Raw genomic sequence first — 16,344 nt, forward strand, 5'->3', positions numbered from 1 at the left:
ATGCGCGATGACGTTCATCCGACGGCCAACGCACGGGCCACGCATGCGCCCGGCTGGCCGACGCCGACGATCCAGAAGTCCCATGAGCGGTCCGAGACGTTCGGCCTGCAGGCGTCTGCACGTCCCGACTACGACCTGCTGTCCGGCGCCGCGCTGGCGCTCAAGCGCGAGCAGAACCGCGTGCTGTGCGTGCATGCGATGCCCGTGATGGAGACGCTGCACGAGCAGATCGTCAATACGCAGAGCATGATCGTGCTGACCGATGCGGAAGGGTTGATCCTGCATTCGATCGGCGACGACGACTTTTTGCGGCGCGCCGAACGGGTCGCGCTGCGCCCCGGCGCGAACTGGGCGGAGAGCCGGCAGGGCACCAACGCAATCGGCACCGCGCTCGCGGAGCTGTGCCCGATGGTCGTGCACGGCGACCAGCACTTCCTGGCCGCGAACCATTTCCTGACCTGCTCGAGCGTGCCGATCCTCGACCCGTACGGCGACGCGATCGGCGTGCTCGACGTGACGGGCGATCATCGCAGCTATCACCAGCACACGATGGCGCTCGCGAAGATGTCGGTGCAGATGATCGAGAACCACCTGTTCACGACGACGTTCCAGGAAACGCTGCAGGTGTCGTTTCACGGCCGCCCCGAATTCCTCGGAACGTTGATGGAAGGGATCGTCGCATTCACCGCGGACGGCCGCTTCCTGTCGGCGAATCGCAGTGCGCAGTTCCAGCTCGGGATGCCGCTCGCCGCGCTGCGCGCACATACGCTCGCGTCGCTGTTCGACGTGACGAGCGCGCAGCTGATCGACCGGATGCGCGCGAGCACCGAGCAGCACGTGTCGTTGAACCTCGGCAACGGCGCGGTGGTCTGCGCGCGCGTGCAGTTCCGGCGCGCGTTGCGGGCCGAGGGCAGCCGGCCCGCCGAAGTGCACGACGGCGCCGCGTCGGCCGCGCGGCCGCCAGCCGCGCAGGGCGCGGCGAGCCTGTCGCGGCTGAGCTATCTCGACACCGGCGATCCGCAGGTGGCGGCGGTGATCGCGAAGGTCCGCAAGGTCATCGGCAAGGACATTCCGGTGCTGATCACCGGCGAGACGGGCACCGGCAAGGAGCTGCTCGCGCAGGCGATCCACAACGACTCGCCTCGCCGCGACGGGCCGTTCGTCGCGGTCAACTGCGCGTCGATACCGGAGACGCTGATCGAATCCGAGCTGTTCGGCTACGAGGAGGGCGCGTTTACCGGCGCGCGCCGCAAGGGCGCGACCGGCAAGCTGCTGCAGGCCAACGGCGGCACGCTGTTTCTCGACGAAATCGGCGACATGCCGTATCCGCTGCAGGTGCGGCTGCTGCGCGTGCTGCAGGAGCGCGTCGTCAACCCGCTCGGCTCGACGAAGGCGATCGGCGTCGACATCGCGATCATCTGCGCGACGCACCGCGACCTGCGCGACATGATCGCGCAGAACCGCTTTCGCGAAGACCTGTACTACCGGCTCAATGGCCTCGTCGTGCGCCTGCCGCCGCTGCGCGACCGCACGGACCTCGCGGTGGTCGTCCAGAAGATGCTGCAACGGGAGACGTTGTCGGGACCCGGGCGCCGGCCGTTGAGCGTCGCGCCCGACGTGATGGCGCTGTTCGAGCGCTGCGCGTGGCCGGGCAACTTCCGGCAGCTCGCGAACCTGCTGCGCACGGCGGCCGCGATGGTCGACGACGACTGCGAGATTCGCTGCGAGCATTTGCCGGACGATTTCTTCGACGACGTGCGGCGCGACGGTGGCACGGCGGCGCAGGAGACTTGTGCGCCCGCGCCGCTCGCATCGGAAGCGCCGGCGTTCGCGACCACGGCCTGCGATGCGCGGCTGCAGGACGTGGCCGCCTCCGCGATCGCGGCCGCGCTCGCGCGTCACGGCGGCAACGTGTCGGCCGCCGCACGCGCGCTCGGCGTATCGCGCAACACGATCTACCGCAAGATGCCGGCTATCGGACCGGACGCGCTGGAGCGGGATGAATCGTGACGCAAGCCGCGACTGTCACACCGGTGTGTCAGGTTGCAACACCCGGTGTTCAAGGATTCAACACTTGCTCAACCGGCCGTGCGTCACATGAGCCGTCGCCAGACGGTTTCTGAAATATTATCGTTGGCAAATCGTAAGAGTGACGGTGCCGTGACCACCCGGCGGCTGCCGCATGCTTTCGCACGCCGCCGCGCGACGCAAGTCCCGCCCCGGCACGCTCCTTGCTGAATGGGTATCGGCCGCTCGATCGATGCGGTTTTTTCGACTCACCCACTCAACAAGGAGACACATCATGCAATGGACCACCCCGGCCTATACCGACCTGCGTTTCGGTTTCGAAATCACGATGTACATCGCCAACCGCTGATCGACGCGCGCTGTGCCGCCCGCATCGACGGACACGATGCGGGCGGCACCGGGAGCACACGCAGATGAAGATCAAGATACTCGGCTCGGGCGCCGGCGGCGGACTGCCGCAATGGAATTGCAACTGCGGCAACTGCCGTCGCGCGCGGGCCGGCACCGACGGCATCGTTCCGCGCACGCAATCGTCGATCGCCGTCAGCGGCGACGGCGTCGACTGGGTGCTGGTGAACGCGTCGCCGGACATCCTCGCGCAGCTGCGAGCCGCCCCCGACCTGCAGCCGGCTCGCGCGATCCGCGACAGCGCGATCGTCGCCGTCGTGCTGTGCGACGCGCAGATCGATCACGTGACGGGCCTGCTGATGCTGCGCGAACGCACGTCGCCGCTGCCGCTGTATGCGAGCGCGCCGGTGCTCGACGACCTGTCGACCGGGCTGCCGCTCGTGCCGCTGCTCGGCCACTACTGCGGCGTCGACGTTCACACGATCGCACCGGGCGAACCGTTCGCGATACCGGGCGCCGGCGGCATCCGCTTCACCGCCGTGCCGGTCGACAGCAAGCCGCCGCCTTATTCGCCGCGCCGGGAGGCGAGCGTGCCGGGCGACAACATCGCACTCCTGATCGAGGACACGACGACCGGCCGACAGGCGTTCTATGCGCCGGGGCTCGCCGACGTCGACGACGGCGTGCGCGCCGCGATGCGCGACGCCGACCTCGTGCTGGTGGACGGCACGTTCTGGACCGGCACGGAGATGATCGACCTCGGCCTGTCGTCGAAGCACGCGGCCGACATGGGGCATCTCGAGCAGTGCGGCGACGCGGCGCGGCCGGGCATGATCGACCGCCTTCGGCTGTTGCCGACGCACACGCGCAAGGTCCTCACGCACATCAACAACACGAATCCGATTCTCGACCCCGGTTCCGCGCAGCGCGCGCAATTGCGCGAGCACGGCATCGAGGTCGCCCACGACGGCATGCAATTCGAGGTCTGACCATGAACGCACCGATTCCCGCCGCGGCGCTGCACGCGACGCCCTGGAGTGCGCAGGAGTTCGAGGCGCGCCTGCGCGCGCTCGAATCGCGCTATCACATCCACCATCCATTCAACCGCCGCCTGAATGGCGGCGCGTGTTCACCGGCGCAGATTCGCGGCTGGGTCGCGAACCGCTTCTACTATCAGATCAGCATTCCGCTGAAGGACGCGGCGATCCTGTCCAACTGCCCGGATCGCGACACGCGCCGGCTGTGGGTCGAGCGGATTCTCGACCACGACGGTCACGGCGGCCAGGAAGGCGGGATCGAGGCATGGGCGCGGCTCGGCGAGGCGGTCGGTATCGAGCGCGCGGAGTTGTGGTCGCTCGAGCATGTGCTGCCGGGCGTGCGGTTCGCGGTCGACGCCTATGTCAATTTCGCGCGGCGCGCGCCGTGGCAGGAGGCCGTGTGCTCGTCGCTGACCGAGATGTTCGCGCCGCAGATCCACCTCGACCGGCTCGCGGGCTGGCCGTCCCACTATCCGTGGATCGAGGCGGCCGGGCTGCAGTATTTCCGCAGCCGCGTGCCGCTCGCGCAGCGCGACGTCGAACACGGGCTCGCGGTGACGCTGAACCATTTCACGACACCGGACGCGCAACGGCGCGCGCTCGACATCCTGTCGTTCAAGCTGGATGTGCTGTGGTCGATTCTCGATGCGATTGAAAAGGCGTATCCCGCATGAACTCCAACGACGCCGTCAGCGGCGTGCCGCTGCGCCCCTCGCTGAGGGGCATGTACCGCCTGCAATGGGAGGCGGCCCAGGATGCGTACGTGCTCCTGTATCCGGAAGGCATGGTCCGGCTCAACCCGAGCGCGGGCGAGATCCTCGCGCGCTGCGACGGCACGCGCGAGCTCGACGACATCATCGACGAACTCGAGCGGCTGTTCAGCACGTCGGACCTTGCGTCGGACGTCTATCGCTTCCTCGATCATGCGCGACTGCGCGGCTGGCTCGACTGACTCGACTGACTCGACTGACTCGACTGACTCGACTGACTCGACTGACATGGACATGACCCCTCCTCCGAACCGGCCGTCCGCGCCGCTGTGGCTGCTTGCCGAGCTCACGTACCGCTGTCCGCTGCACTGCGCGTTCTGCTACAACCCCGTCGATTTCGCGACGCACGGCGCGGAGCTCGATACCGACGCATGGCGCACGGTGATCAGCGACGCGCGCGCGCTCGGCGCCGCGCAGATCGGATTTTCCGGCGGCGAACCGCTGCAGCGCGGCGACCTGGAGGTGCTGGTCGAGCATGCGCGGTCACTGGGTTTCTATACCAACCTGATCACGTCGGGCGTGGGCCTGAATGCCACGCGCATCGACCGGCTCAAGGCGGTCGGACTCGATCATATCCAGCTGTCGCTGCAGGATTCGACGCGCGAGCTGAACGACTTCCTGACCAGCACGCGCACCTTCGACCTCAAGCGCGGCGTCGGGCGGCTGATCAAGTCGCACGGCTATCCGATGGTGCTGAACTGCGTGCTGCATCGGTACAACCTGCCGCACGTCGGCCAGATCATCGAGATGGCGCTCGACCTCGGCGCGGATTTTCTCGAACTCGCGAATACGCAGTACTACGGCTGGGCGATGCTGAATCGCGACCAGCTGATGCCGACCGCCGAACAACTGCGCGAAGCGGAGGAAACGGTCAACCGCTACCGCAAGCTCGTCGGCGACCGGTGCAAGATCCTGTTCGTCGTGCCCGACTACTTCGAGCAGCGGCCGAAGGCCTGCATGAACGGCTGGGGCTCGGTGTTCCTCGGTGTCGCACCGGACGGCACCGCGCTGCCGTGCCATGCCGCGCGCGGATTGCCCGGTCTCGTGCTGCCGAACGTGCGCGACCGGTCGCTGAAGGACATCTGGTACGAAAGCGACGCGTTCAACGCGTTTCGCGGTGATGACTGGATGCGCGACCCGTGCCGCACCTGTGACGAGCGCCATGCGGATCATGGCGGGTGCCGCTGCCAGGCGTACATGCTGGCCGGCGATCCGGCGCAGGCCGATCCGGTCTGCGCGAAGTCACCGCATCACGGCCGGGTCGAGCAGGCCGTGCAGTTCGCGCGACGGGCAGGGCGACAGGACGAGCGTCCACTGATCTTTCGCAGTGCTGCGAATTCTGTCGGGCGATGAGCGGTGTGTGCCGCTGTATCGGGCATGTCATTTTCTTGACTTCCTCGACGATCAGCGCACCGCCTGTTCGAGCAACGCCGCGAACGCGGCCTCGTCCACGCGCAGCCCTCGCGGCGAGCGGCGTACCTCCAGCGCCGCGAGCATCCCGGCCTCGAACGCATCGAGCACCGCCGGGTGGATGTAGCAGCGCCGGCATACGGCCGGCGTGTTGCGCAATATGTCGGCGACGGCCCGCACCGTTTCGACGATCTGCTTGCGCGCCTGCGTGACGTCCTCATGCGGGATGCGCCGCAGCAACGCCAGCGCCTGAACGCTGCCCGCCCAGGTCCGGTAATCCTTCGCGGTGAACTCCGCGCCCGCCGCCTCGCGCAGATAATCGTTCACGTCGGACGAGCCGATCGAATGACGTGCGCCGTCGTCGTCCACATACTGGAACAACTCGTGCCCGGGCAACTCCGCGCAGCGCCGCACGATCCGGCCGACGCGCGGATCTTCCACGGTCACGTCATGCTCGATGCCGCTCTTGCCCGTGAAGCGCAGGCGAACCTGTCCCGGCCGGATCGTCACGTGGCGCTTGCGCAGCGTCGTCAGTCCGTACGACGCATTCTCGCGTGCGTATTCGGCGTTGCCGATCCGCGCGAGCGTCGTGTAGAGCAGCCGGACGATCGTCGCGACGATCTTGTCGCGCGGCATCCCGGGCAGTGCCAGATCACGCGCGACGCGCGTGCGGATGCGCGGCAGTGCGCGGGCGAAGGCCGCCATCCGCGCGTACTTGTTCGCGTCGCGCGTCTCGCGCCACTGCGGGTGATAGCGATACTGCTTGCGCCCGCGCGCATCTCGCCCGGTCGCCTGCAAGTGGCCGCGCGGGTCCATGCAGATCCAGACGTCGGTATACGCCGGTGGAATCGCGAGCGCATCGATGCGGGCGATTTCGTCGGCGTCGCGGATCCGGGCGCCGTCCTGCGTGTAGTACGCGAAGCCGTGGCGCAACCGCCGGCGCGTGTAGCCGGGATGCCGGTCGTCGACATGGCGCAGCGGCGCGGCCGAACGATCGCCGGTTTCGGTGCCGGAGCCGCGCCGGGACGCGCGCTTCTTCATGGCGCGAGGCGCCAGCGGACGAGCGTTTCCATGTGCGCCGAGCATCATTGTTCTCCTTGTTGTCGGAGCGGCCGTCGCGGGGCGCGAACGGCGCTTGCAAGGCCGACAGCAAGATCCGTGCGCCGCCGCCGGATACGCCACCCCATCGACGTCGAAGCGGTCGGGGCAGGCAAAGATAAGCGCTAGGTGTTTATACGTATGCCGATACCGATATCGCTTCAATCCAATATTTCATTGGAAGGTTATCGGACTTGTTTCTAGACTGATCCGGGGCGTACATACCGGGCCGACCGCACGCGCCGGCCGGCACCGCCCGAACCGCGTCCGCGCCACGCAGAACCACAACAGCACGGCACCGCGCCAGGCCGGGCCGCGACATACAACGACATCATCGGAGACGGACCATGACATTCATCAGGAAGCTGACGGCCGGTGCGCTCGTCGCCGCGGCGACGGTATTCGCGTCGGGCGCGCACGCGCAGCAAAAGCCGATCACGCTCGGGTTCTCGCAGGTCGGCGCGGAAAGCGCGTGGCGTACCGCGAACACCGTGTCGGTGAAGAGCGCGGCGAAAGATGCCGGCATCAACCTGAAATTCTCGGACGCGCAGCAGAAGCAGGAGAACCAGATCCGCGCGATCCGTTCGTTCATCGCGCAGAAGGTCGACGTGATCGCGTTCTCGCCGGTCGTCGAGTCGGGCTGGGAGCCGGTGCTGACCGAAGCGAAGGCGGCCCATATTCCGGTGATCCTGACCGATCGCGGCGTCGACGTGAAGGATCCGTCGCTGTACGTGACGATGATCGGTTCCGACTTCCTCGAGGAAGGGCGGCGCGCCGGCCACTGGATGGAAGAGCGCTTCAAGAACGATGCGGGCCCGATCAACATCGTCGAGCTGCAGGGCACGGTCGGCTCCGCACCGGCCAACGACCGCCGCGCGGGCCTGCTCGAAGTGATCAAGAACAATCCGAAGTTCAAGGTGATCGCGTCGCAAAGCGGCGACTTCACGCTCGCCGGCGGCAAGCAGGTGATGGAAGCGTTCGCGAAGACGTACGGCAAGCAGATCAACGTCGTCTACGCGCACAACGACGACATGGCGCTCGGCGCGATCCAGGCGATGGAAGAGGCCGGCATCAAGCCCGGCAAGGACGTGAGCGTCGTGTCGTTCGACGCGACCAAGGGCGGCTTCCAGGCGATGGTGGCCGGCAAGATCAACGTCGACGTCGAATGCAGCCCGCTGCTCGGCCCGCAGCTGATGACCGCGGTGAAGGACGTGGTCGCCGGCAAGCAGTTGCCGAAGCGCATCGTCACGAACGAGACGGTGTTCCCGATGAGCGTCGCGGCGCAGGTGCTGCCGACCCGCAAGTACTGAGTCCCGGCGGACGCGGGCGGCGGCGCGGCTGCCGCCGTCCGTCGTCCGCCTCGAATCGAGGGCGATCCATGACGAATCCGCCGGTGGTCGAGATGATCGGCATCGACAAGGCGTTTCCGGGCGTGAACGCGCTGCAGCGCGTGAACTTCCGGTTGTTTCCGGGCGAAATTCATGCACTGATGGGCCAGAACGGCGCGGGCAAGTCGACGCTGATCAACGTGCTGACCGGCGTGCATGCGCACGACGCGGGCGAGATTCGCGTCGGCGACGCGCCGGTGCGGTTCGCCGCGCCGCGCGAGGCCGAGGCGGCCGGGATCCAGACGCTGTACCAGGAAGTGAACCTGTGCGCGAACCTGTCGGTCGCCGAAAACATCTTCGCGGGCCGGCAGCCGATGCGGCGCGGCGCGATCGACTGGAAGACGATCCATGCGCGGGCGCGCGATGCGCTCGCCGAGCTCGACCTGTCACTCGACGTCACGCGTTCGCTCGACGCGTATCCGATCGCGGTGCAGCAGATGGTCGCGATCGCGCGGGCCGTGTCGGTCGATGCGCGCGTGCTGATTCTCGACGAACCGACGTCGAGCCTCGACGACGGCGAGGTCGCGCGGCTCTTCGACGTGCTGCGCCGACTGAAGGCGTCGGGGATGGCGATCCTGTTCGTCACGCACTTTCTCGAACAGACCTATGCGGTGTCCGACCGGATCACCGTGATGCGCAACGGCGAGCGCGAGGGCGAGTATCTCGCGCGCGACCTGCCGGTCGACATGCTCGTCGCGAAGATGACCGGCCGCGAACCGATGTCCGGCACGCTGCAAGCGGGCGCGGCGGCCGTGCAGCGCGACGCCGACGCGGCCGCGCCGTTCCTGTCGATGCAGCAGGCCGGCCGGCGCGGGATGATGAGCCCGCTCGATCTCGACGTGCGGCCCGGCGAAATCGTCGGGCTGGCCGGGCTGCTCGGCTCGGGGCGCACGGAAACCGCGCGGCTCGCGTTCGCGGCCGAGCGCACCGACACCGGCGCGATCGAGATCGACGGCACGCGCAAGCGGCTCGCGTCGCCGCACGATGCCGTTCGCAACGGGATCGCGTATTGCCCGGAGGATCGCAAGAAGGAGGGGATCGTCGCGGCGTTGTCGATCCGCGAGAACATCGTCCTCGCGCTGCAGGCGCGGCGCGGCTGGTGGCGGCTGATCAGCCGCGCGCGCCAGCGCGAACTCGCGGAGACGTACATCGCGCGGCTCGGCATCAAGGCGCGCGACGCGGAGCAACCGATCGGGCTGCTGTCCGGCGGCAACCAGCAGAAGGTGCTGCTCGCGCGCTGGCTCGCGACGGAGCCGAAGCTGCTGATCCTCGACGAGCCGACGCGCGGCATCGACGTCGCCGCGAAATTCGACATCATGGAGCGCGTGCTCGCGCTGTGCGCGCAGGGGCTCGCGATCCTGTTCATCTCGTCGGAGATCAGCGAAGTGGTGCGCGTGAGCCACCGGATCGCGGTGCTGCGCGATCGCCGCAAGGTCGCCGAGCTGACCGGTGCCGAGGCGTCGGAGGAACACGTGTATCAATTGATCGCGGGAGGCCGGTCATGATCCGGTTACGCACGTTGCTTCGCCATCCGCTCGTGTGGCCGGTGCTGACGCTCGCGCTGCTGTTCGCGCTCGACGTCGCGTATCGGCCGGGCTTCCTGTCGATCGTGGTGCTCGACGGCCACTTGTTCGGCGCGCCGATCGACATCCTGAATCGCGCGGCACCGCTCGTGATCGTGTCGCTCGGCATGACGCTCGTGATCGCGACGCGCGGGATCGACATCTCGGTCGGCGCGATCGTCGCGATCGCCGGCGCGGCCGCGGCGATCGTGCTCGACGGCGATCCGACGCGGGTCGGCACGGCGCTGGCCGCCGCGCTCGGCGTCGGGTTGCTCGCGGGCGCATGGAACGGCGTGCTCGTCGCGTTCGTCGGGATGCAGCCGATCATCGCGACGCTGATCCTGATGGTCGCCGGACGCGGCATCGCGCAGTTGCTGACCGGCGGACAGATCATCCCGATCGGCGCGCCGGGCTACCTCGAGCTCGGCGGCGGGTATCTCGCGGCCGTGCCGTGCTCGGTCTGGATCGCGATCGCGACGATCGCGGCGACCGCGCTGCTGGTGAACCGCACGGCGCTCGGCCTGTTCATCCGCGCGATCGGCGTGAATCCGGTCGCGACGCGGCTCGTCGGGCTGCGCGCGGGGGCGGTCGTGTTCGGTGTCTATCTGTTCTCGGGCGTGATGTCGGCGCTCGCCGGCATCCTCGCCAGTTCGAACGTGCGCAGTGCCGACGGCAACAACGCGGGGCTGCTGCTCGAACTCGACGCGATCCTCGCGGTGACGCTCGGCGGCACGTCGCTGCTCGGCGGCCGCTTCAGCCTCGCGGGCTCCGTGCTTGGCGCGCTGATCATCCAGACGCTCACCTATACGACGTATTCGATCGGCGTGCCGCCGGAGGCGACGCTCGTCGTGAAGGCGCTCGTCGTGATCGTCGTGACGTTGATCCAGTCGGACGCGGCGCGCGCGCGGGTGATCCAGCATGCGTCGCGGCTGCTGTCTTCCACCCGTTCGCGCACCACCACCGGAGCCACGCCGCGATGAACCGATTCCTCGCACGGTTTACCGACCCGCGCACGCTGCCGATCGTCGTGACGATCGTGCTGTTCGTCGCATTGTTCAGCTTCGGATCCGTGATGTACACGGGCTTCTTCTCGATGCAGGTGCTGACCGGGCTGCTCGTCGACAACGCATTCCTGCTGATCGTCGCGATCGGGATGACGTTCGTGATCGTGTCGGGCGGCATCGACCTGTCGGTCGGCTCTGTCGTTGCATTGACAACGATCTTTTGCGCGGTCGGCGCCGAACGATTGCACTGGCCCGTCTGGGTGATCGTCCCGCTCGTGCTCGTGTTCGGCGCGCTGTACGGCGCGGCGATGGGCGCGTTGATTCATTACTTCCGGTTGCAGCCGTTCATCGTCACGCTCGCCGGGATGTTTCTCGCGCGCGGCGCATGCTTCCTGATCACGACGCAGTCGATCACGATCAACGAGCCGACCTTCCATGCGCTCGCGGGCATCAGCGTGCCGGTCGGCGGCGGGACGCTGAGCGCGGGCGCGCTGATCGCGCTCGCGACGCTGGCCGCCGCGATCTACGTCGCGCATTTCACGCGCTTCGGCCGCAACGTGTATGCGGTGGGCGGCAACGAGCGATCGGCGTTGCTGATGGGGTTGCCGGTCGCGCGCACGAAGGTCGGCGTGTATGCGCTGAGCGGCTTCTGTTCGGCGCTCGGCGGCGTGGTGTTCACGTTGTACGTGCTGTCCGGCTACGGGCTGCAGGCGCAGGGGATGGAGCTCGACGCGATCGCCGCGACCGTGATCGGCGGCACGCTGCTCACGGGCGGGGTGGGGTACGTGATCGGGTCGGTGTTCGGCGTCGGTATTCTCGGCACGATCCAGGTGCTGATCACGTTCGACGGCACGCTGAGTTCGTGGTGGACGCGGATCGTGATCGGCGCGCTGCTGTGCGTGTTCTGTCTGCTGCAGCGGGTCATCGAGCGGCACGCGGCGCGGCGGCGTAGCGGTGGGACCGGGCTCGATCCGAAACGGCGGAAGCTCGATGCCGCGCAGGTGACGCCCGCCGCCGCGCCGCGCGACGATGCGGCGCTCGGTTCGACGATGCGCAGGTTGTTGCGTATGCAACGTTCGGCGTGATGCCGGCGCGCCTTTGGAGGGCTGCGCGGGCCGGCATCGCTTGCTGCGTCGCCGTTGCCGGCCGTCAGCCGCGCGTGGGCGCGGCAGCCAGTCGCGTTCGACCGATCCGCGAATGCGCATTGCGCGACCGCGACGCGTGCGTTGCAGTCACGCCGGCCCGGCCATGTCGGGTTCCACGTCGAACGACGCATCCGCGATGCCCGTGTGCTTCAGCGACTCGGCGAGTCGTTCGATCGCCGGCAGATCCAGCGCGTCCAGGCGCTCGCGCATCGCCTGCATGAACGCGGCATGCCGTGGTGCATGCGCGTGGTGCCCGAGCCATTCCTCGATATCGGTGAGGCGGCCTTCGCTCGCGAGCACGGCCAGCTCGTCGAGCGCGTCGGCAGGCGGACAGCGCATCGCGTGTGCGTCCGGCACGGGCCCGGTTGGATCGGCGGGTTCGGCGGCGCGTACGAGCGCCGACGCCGGGATCATCGCGCGGCCGATCGCGGGCGCCACGATCTGGAACGTGAACGACGTGCCGACGCCCGGCTGGCTCGATACGGCCAGCTCGCCGTGCATCGCGCCGACGATCCGCTGCGCGATGAACAGGCCGAGCCCGGTGCCGCCGTTCACCGCCTGCACCTGCTGGTATGCACGGAAGATGTCGGTGGTCTTGTCGATGTCGATGCCGATTCCGGTGTCGGCGACTTCGAACACGATCCGCCATGCATCGCCTTCCGGATACGCGCCGACCGACAGCGTGACCGTGCCGTCGCGCGTGAACTTCGACGCGTTCGACAGCAGGTTGAGCAGCACTTGCTGCAGCCGAATGCCGTCGATCGACAGCTTGCGCGGCAACGGCGTCAGCGGCCGGTAGACGAACCGGTTGTCCTGCTGGGAACACAGCGCGACCGCATAGTCGCCAATGTCGTTCAGCAGGCCGGGCAGGTCGGTCGCGTGCGGCGAAATGCCGAGCGGCTGCAACTCCGCCTTCGTGTATTGCAGCAATTCGTCGATCAGCGTGAGCTGGTAGCGGATGCTGCGGTCGATCGAGCGGATCAGCCGCGCCTGGCTGCGCGTCGCGCCTTGCAGCAGCAGCTTCGCGTAGCCGTTGATCGTCGACAGCGGCGCGCGCAGGTCGTGGCTCACGTAGCCGAGCGTCTCGATCTTCTGCTGCATGTGCATGCGAACCTGTTGCAGCGCGTCGTTGAGCGCGACCGTGCGCTTCGCGACTTCGTCGCGCAGACGATCCTGTTCGGTGAGCTGCCAATGCTCGAGGCGCTTGCGTGCTTCGGTGCGCTGACGGCCCACGTGGTTGATCCACGCGGCCAGCACGAGCAGGTGCGTGGCGAGACCGATGATCGCGATGACGGGGTTCGGGTAGATGTCGGACTTGAGCCAGAACAGCCACGCCGGGATTGCGTCCTTGCCGTCGAGAATGCGGATCACCATGTTGAAGCTCGCGAACGCGATCGCGATCAGCATCACGCGGCCGGTCGGCGTCCGGCGAATCGCGAGCGTCAGCGCGAGGGTGAGGTTCACGATCGCCAGCACGGTGTTCAGCCGCAGGCAGAACCACGTAAACGTGAGGAGGTCGCCGCATGCGGCCCCGGCGATGCCCGCGCACTCGAGCGCGATGAACCCCGCGTAGATCGCGCGGAACGGGATGCGTGCCTTCTCGCGATGGGCGACGGTCAGGATGAACGCGATGAAGCACACGACCGACAGGTAGACGAAGATCACCTCGCCGCGCGCCGACCATTCGCGCGCGGCGGGCCACAGATACAGCGCGGTGTAGCCGCGGTAGGTTGCCTCGAACAGCGTCGTGTTCAACGCGAGCATGGCCAGCACGACGAACATGCCGCTGCGCGAGAAGAAGCCGATCAGCAGCGCACACCACACGAGCGCGAGCAGCCCGCCGAGAAAGCCGAAGTTCCACATGGTCGCGTGCAGCTCGTGGGCCTGCCATGCGTCGCGCGTGAAGGCGCTCGGCGCGAGCCGCAGTTCCTTGCGCGACGTGATGCGGATCAGGACGGGCAACCGTTCGCCCGGGCGCAGCGTCGCATCGAGCACCGGATACCGGGACGCCGGCCGGCTCATGCCGTTTTCGTCGGCCGGGAAGCGGCCGGCGAGCGTCCACGTGCCGCCATGCCCGACGTAGAAATCGGCGCGGTCGACGCGCGCGTCGCGGATCGCCAGCACCAGCGGCTGTTCGACGCGGTCGCGGTTGACCAGCGTCGCGCCGACCCACCACGCGGAGCGTGAGAATTCGATGTTGAACGACGGTCGCGCCGCCGCGGCAGCACGACGTTGAGACTCGGCGAGCCGTGCGGCGGCCTGGTCGACGGACAACTGCGTGCCCGGATCCTCGAGCAACGAGACCGCGTCCAGCTGTGAGGGGTTTTCCGTCGCGGCGGCCCGGTGTGTCGCGCAGGCGAGCACCAGTGCCGTCAGCAGCAGCACGATCGCGTGCCAGCCCGAGGTTCGACGCCTATGCATCGCGCGGGCAGTCATGCGACGGCGGCGGAACATCGATCGTCGGCCGCTGACGCCGCCAGTCCGACGGCGTGATGCCGAACCGTTCGCGAAACGCCGTCGCGAAATTGCCCGGCGTCGAGAAGCCGATCTCCTCGGCGATGTCGCCGATGCCCATCGACGTCTCGGCGAGAAAGTGCTTCGCGGCGCGCAGCCGCGTGTCGCGCAGGTATTCGAATACGGTCTGGCCGAGATGATCGCGGAACACGCGCGACAGCCGTTTTTCGTGTGTGCCGACCTGTCTCGCGAGTTCGTCGAGCCCGGGCGGGTTGCGCAGCTCGCGCAGCAGGATGTCGCTTGCCGCGCGCACCAGCGCGGCGTCGGGGTGGTCGGGCAGCTTGGGCAGGTGCGCGAACGGCTGGCTGCGTCGCGCCCGTTTCAGATGATTGCGGATCCGTGCAATGACCTCGACCGGTTCGAACGGCTTCACGATGTAGTCGAGCGCACCGGTTTCGAGCCCCGCGATGCGATCCTGGAGATCGCTCGCGGCAGTCAGGATGATGACGGGAATGTTCTGCGTCGACGGCGTCGAGGCCAGCAGCCGGCACGCGGCGAAGCCGTCCATGCGCGGCATCCGCACGTCCATCAGGATCAGGTCGGGCGCGATCGCCTGCGCACGGTGATAGGCCTGCAGACCATCGAACGCGACGCTGATCCGGCAGCGCGCGGAACGCAGGATCTCCGTCAGGAGCCGCAGGTCGTTCGGTCGGTCATCTACGACGAGAATGTGTGCGCCAACGAGATCCGGCGTGACGCGGGGCGACGCCGGACTGGACGAGCGGGATGACATGGTTGCGAACGCGAAGGGAGGGTAGGCCGGGGTCGGAATCGATGCATCTATATGCACGATTGTTGCGAAAAATTATATGCCGACAACAAAGTCGTCGGTGAGGATTCCGTGCGGTCCGTGGGGGCATGTCTGACACGGCTGAGCGGGCGCATGGCCGCTCCGAACGGTTCGGCGAAAAAGGGAGCGGAAAAACTTTCCGGATTGCCGATCGAATATCGGTTTTTATTTCCGCGCGATTCCTTATAAAAATGGCGTGGCCCGAATAATGATTTTGAACGTTTTATGTCGTTGCCATGCCCGAATTCGGTGCTGGTCGATTTCATCAATTCATTGCCTCGTAATGGAAATCTTATCGGTGGCGGGTTGAAATTGCTTTCGTATTTAAATTTTCAGCCCGGCGGGCTTGTATGAATGTAAATATCGTCCGCTCTGGAAAAGCATTTTTCCGCCCGGGAAAAGGTTTGGTCTGACGAACCCCGGCACACTAGGCTGGAGGCGGATGGAATCGGTTCTGGATGACCAGCGAATTCACCGCAAACGTTTTGCCGTCGCCGCCTTTTTCGGGGCGCAATATTCAATGTGACATTACATGCTGTCAATCTCATATTCCGGGATTGCAGCGGTGTGACGGAAACCGGCACGAGGGTAATAAAAACTTCATCATTCTTCGAATGTGCCGATGTAACAAGGTGCATCGGTGAATGCAGAAGTCGATGCGAGTTTGACACATCAGGCAGCAAGAAATCGTCAAAGAAAGTCAGTCGATAAATGGAATGAAGGGGTCATCCGGTCAGTCGGCGGTATTTCCGGAAATCCGGAATGTCCGGCGGTGGCCTGGATGTAAAAAGGGGTGAGCGGGTACGCGTCGATCGCCGGGCAGTTCGATCCTTCGAACGGCGGTCGCGCGATACCGCTGTCGATCAGACGGGCACGAGAAGACATGAACATCAAAGGCATGGCAGATCAACGCACCGGTTCGCTCGAACCGGTGTCGGCTGTCAGCGTTCGCGATCCTGCGGCGCATGCGTCAACCCACGGGGCCGCACGGCGGCATCCGCCTCCCGAATGAACCAGGGCGGCCGGTCTGCAGGTCAGGCCGGCTGCTTCCATCCGGCGTCTGAACGACGCCTCCTCATGAGATTCGACGTCGCCGCGGGTCCGGCGCGACGGTGTCCGCACGCGTTCGTTTCGCGGGCGCGGGGCGCGTCGCGCCGTCGCCTGGCCCAGCGATGTCGGTGTCCGTGAGTCGATAACCCGCGATCGTCGCCGCGCCGCGTGTCCGATTGGCACGAGCGGTGTGCGGTCGT

General features: G+C 67.0%; 15 protein-coding genes. 11 read left to right on the top strand and 4 right to left on the bottom strand.

Annotated features, from left to right (window positions below):
- The 6 genes from ACV22V_RS15780 to pqqE all read left to right on the top strand — a co-directional run bounded on the left by ACV22V_RS15780 (position 1) and on the right by pqqE (position 5,536).
- A complete protein-coding gene (locus ACV22V_RS15780) occupies positions 1 to 2,010 on the top strand; it encodes a sigma-54-dependent Fis family transcriptional regulator (RefSeq protein WP_448014547.1) in 2,010 nt (669 codons plus the stop codon).
- A 292-nt stretch (positions 2,011 to 2,302) separates the two neighbouring features.
- Complete coding sequence (gene pqqA / locus ACV22V_RS15785) at positions 2,303 to 2,377, top strand: pyrroloquinoline quinone precursor peptide PqqA (protein ID WP_006410019.1); 75 nt, start codon at positions 2,303 to 2,305, stop codon at positions 2,375 to 2,377.
- A 64-nt stretch (positions 2,378 to 2,441) separates the two neighbouring features.
- Positions 2,442 to 3,365, top strand: coding sequence for a pyrroloquinoline quinone biosynthesis protein PqqB (pqqB, locus tag ACV22V_RS15790; RefSeq protein WP_448014549.1), 924 nt, complete (start codon positions 2,442 to 2,444; stop codon positions 3,363 to 3,365).
- A gap of 2 nt (positions 3,366 to 3,367) precedes the next feature.
- Positions 3,368 to 4,087: a pyrroloquinoline-quinone synthase PqqC gene (pqqC, locus tag ACV22V_RS15795; protein WP_448014551.1), complete on the top strand. Its 720-nt coding sequence runs from the start codon at positions 3,368 to 3,370 to the stop codon at positions 4,085 to 4,087.
- On the top strand, positions 4,084 to 4,365 hold the full coding sequence (pqqD, locus tag ACV22V_RS15800; RefSeq protein ID WP_006751646.1) for a pyrroloquinoline quinone biosynthesis peptide chaperone PqqD: 282 nt from the start codon (positions 4,084 to 4,086) through the stop codon (positions 4,363 to 4,365). The genes pqqC and pqqD overlap by 4 nt, the downstream gene beginning before the upstream one ends.
- 52 nt (positions 4,366 to 4,417) lie before the next feature.
- Entirely contained in the window at positions 4,418 to 5,536 is a 1,119-nt protein-coding gene (pqqE, locus tag ACV22V_RS15805) for a pyrroloquinoline quinone biosynthesis protein PqqE (RefSeq protein WP_448014553.1), read from the top strand.
- A gap of 51 nt (positions 5,537 to 5,587) precedes the next feature.
- Here pqqE and ACV22V_RS15810 read toward each other — a convergent pair whose 3' ends face one another.
- On the bottom strand, positions 5,588 to 6,634 hold the full coding sequence (locus ACV22V_RS15810) for a DNA topoisomerase IB (RefSeq protein WP_448014555.1): 1,047 nt from the start codon (positions 6,632 to 6,634) through the stop codon (positions 5,588 to 5,590).
- Positions 6,635 to 7,038: 404 nt separating this feature from the next.
- Here ACV22V_RS15810 and ACV22V_RS15815 point away from each other — a divergent pair, with 404 nt between their 5' ends.
- The 4 genes from ACV22V_RS15815 (at position 7,039) to yjfF (ending at position 11,730) form a co-directional block, all read left to right on the top strand.
- Positions 7,039 to 8,001 (top strand): ABC transporter substrate-binding protein, encoded by a 963-nt coding sequence (locus ACV22V_RS15815; RefSeq protein ID WP_059529188.1) that lies wholly within the window; start codon positions 7,039 to 7,041, stop codon positions 7,999 to 8,001.
- A 68-nt stretch (positions 8,002 to 8,069) separates the two neighbouring features.
- The gene (locus ACV22V_RS15820) at positions 8,070 to 9,584 is read left to right on the top strand and encodes a sugar ABC transporter ATP-binding protein (RefSeq protein WP_059529185.1); all 1,515 of its coding nucleotides are present in this window, start codon (positions 8,070 to 8,072) and stop codon (positions 9,582 to 9,584) included.
- A complete protein-coding gene (locus ACV22V_RS15825; protein ID WP_448014558.1) occupies positions 9,581 to 10,621 on the top strand; it encodes an ABC transporter permease in 1,041 nt (346 codons plus the stop codon). The genes ACV22V_RS15820 and ACV22V_RS15825 overlap by 4 nt, the downstream gene beginning before the upstream one ends.
- A complete protein-coding gene (gene yjfF / locus ACV22V_RS15830; protein WP_448014560.1) occupies positions 10,618 to 11,730 on the top strand; it encodes a galactofuranose ABC transporter, permease protein YjfF in 1,113 nt (370 codons plus the stop codon). Before ACV22V_RS15825 ends, yjfF begins: the two co-directional genes overlap by 4 nt.
- Before the next feature lie 147 nt (positions 11,731 to 11,877).
- Here yjfF and ACV22V_RS15835 read toward each other — a convergent pair whose 3' ends face one another.
- Genes ACV22V_RS15835 through ACV22V_RS15845 form a run of 3 tightly spaced genes read right to left on the bottom strand, consistent with a single transcriptional unit; the run spans position 11,878 to position 15,360 of the window.
- A complete protein-coding gene (locus tag ACV22V_RS15835; protein WP_448014562.1) occupies positions 11,878 to 14,211 on the bottom strand; it encodes a sensor histidine kinase in 2,334 nt (777 codons plus the stop codon).
- On the bottom strand, positions 14,204 to 15,037 hold the full coding sequence (locus ACV22V_RS15840; protein ID WP_448014563.1) for a response regulator transcription factor: 834 nt from the start codon (positions 15,035 to 15,037) through the stop codon (positions 14,204 to 14,206). The genes ACV22V_RS15835 and ACV22V_RS15840 overlap by 8 nt, the downstream gene beginning before the upstream one ends.
- A 47-nt stretch (positions 15,038 to 15,084) precedes the next feature.
- Positions 15,085 to 15,360, bottom strand: coding sequence for a hypothetical protein (locus ACV22V_RS15845; protein ID WP_448014564.1), 276 nt, complete (start codon positions 15,358 to 15,360; stop codon positions 15,085 to 15,087).
- Positions 15,361 to 15,977: 617 nt separating this feature from the next.
- Here ACV22V_RS15845 and ACV22V_RS15850 point away from each other — a divergent pair.
- Positions 15,978 to 16,106 (top strand): hypothetical protein, encoded by a 129-nt coding sequence (locus tag ACV22V_RS15850; RefSeq protein WP_257129951.1) that lies wholly within the window; start codon positions 15,978 to 15,980, stop codon positions 16,104 to 16,106.
- Positions 16,107 to 16,344 lie beyond the last annotated feature (238 nt).

Source organism: Burkholderia sp. AW33-5 (assembly GCF_053427615.1).

Excerpts from the sequence above, each read along its gene's own strand:
- ACV22V_RS15815 (WP_059529188.1), top strand. The coding sequence starts at position 7,039 with ATGACATTCATCAGGAAGCTGACGGCCGGTGCGCTCGTCGCCGCGGCG.
- pqqB (WP_448014549.1), top strand. The coding sequence starts at position 2,442 with ATGAAGATCAAGATACTCGGCTCGGGCGCCGGCGGCGGACTGCCGCAA.
- ACV22V_RS15850 (WP_257129951.1), top strand. The coding sequence starts at position 15,978 with ATGAACATCAAAGGCATGGCAGATCAACGCACCGGTTCGCTCGAACCG.
- pqqE (WP_448014553.1), top strand. The coding sequence starts at position 4,418 with ATGACCCCTCCTCCGAACCGGCCGTCCGCGCCGCTGTGGCTGCTTGCC.
- ACV22V_RS15825 (WP_448014558.1), top strand. The coding sequence starts at position 9,581 with ATGATCCGGTTACGCACGTTGCTTCGCCATCCGCTCGTGTGGCCGGTG.
- ACV22V_RS15840 (WP_448014563.1), bottom strand. The coding sequence starts at position 15,037 with ATGTCATCCCGCTCGTCCAGTCCGGCGTCGCCCCGCGTCACGCCGGAT.
- ACV22V_RS15810 (WP_448014555.1), bottom strand. The coding sequence starts at position 6,634 with ATGAAGAAGCGCGCGTCCCGGCGCGGCTCCGGCACCGAAACCGGCGAT.
- ACV22V_RS15845 (WP_448014564.1), bottom strand. The coding sequence starts at position 15,360 with ATGAAATCGACCAGCACCGAATTCGGGCATGGCAACGACATAAAACGT.
- pqqD (WP_006751646.1), top strand. The coding sequence starts at position 4,084 with ATGAACTCCAACGACGCCGTCAGCGGCGTGCCGCTGCGCCCCTCGCTG.
- yjfF (WP_448014560.1), top strand. The coding sequence starts at position 10,618 with ATGAACCGATTCCTCGCACGGTTTACCGACCCGCGCACGCTGCCGATC.
- ACV22V_RS15780 (WP_448014547.1), top strand. The coding sequence starts at position 1 with ATGCGCGATGACGTTCATCCGACGGCCAACGCACGGGCCACGCATGCG.
- pqqC (WP_448014551.1), top strand. The coding sequence starts at position 3,368 with ATGAACGCACCGATTCCCGCCGCGGCGCTGCACGCGACGCCCTGGAGT.
- ACV22V_RS15835 (WP_448014562.1), bottom strand. The coding sequence starts at position 14,211 with ATGCATAGGCGTCGAACCTCGGGCTGGCACGCGATCGTGCTGCTGCTG.
- ACV22V_RS15820 (WP_059529185.1), top strand. The coding sequence starts at position 8,070 with ATGACGAATCCGCCGGTGGTCGAGATGATCGGCATCGACAAGGCGTTT.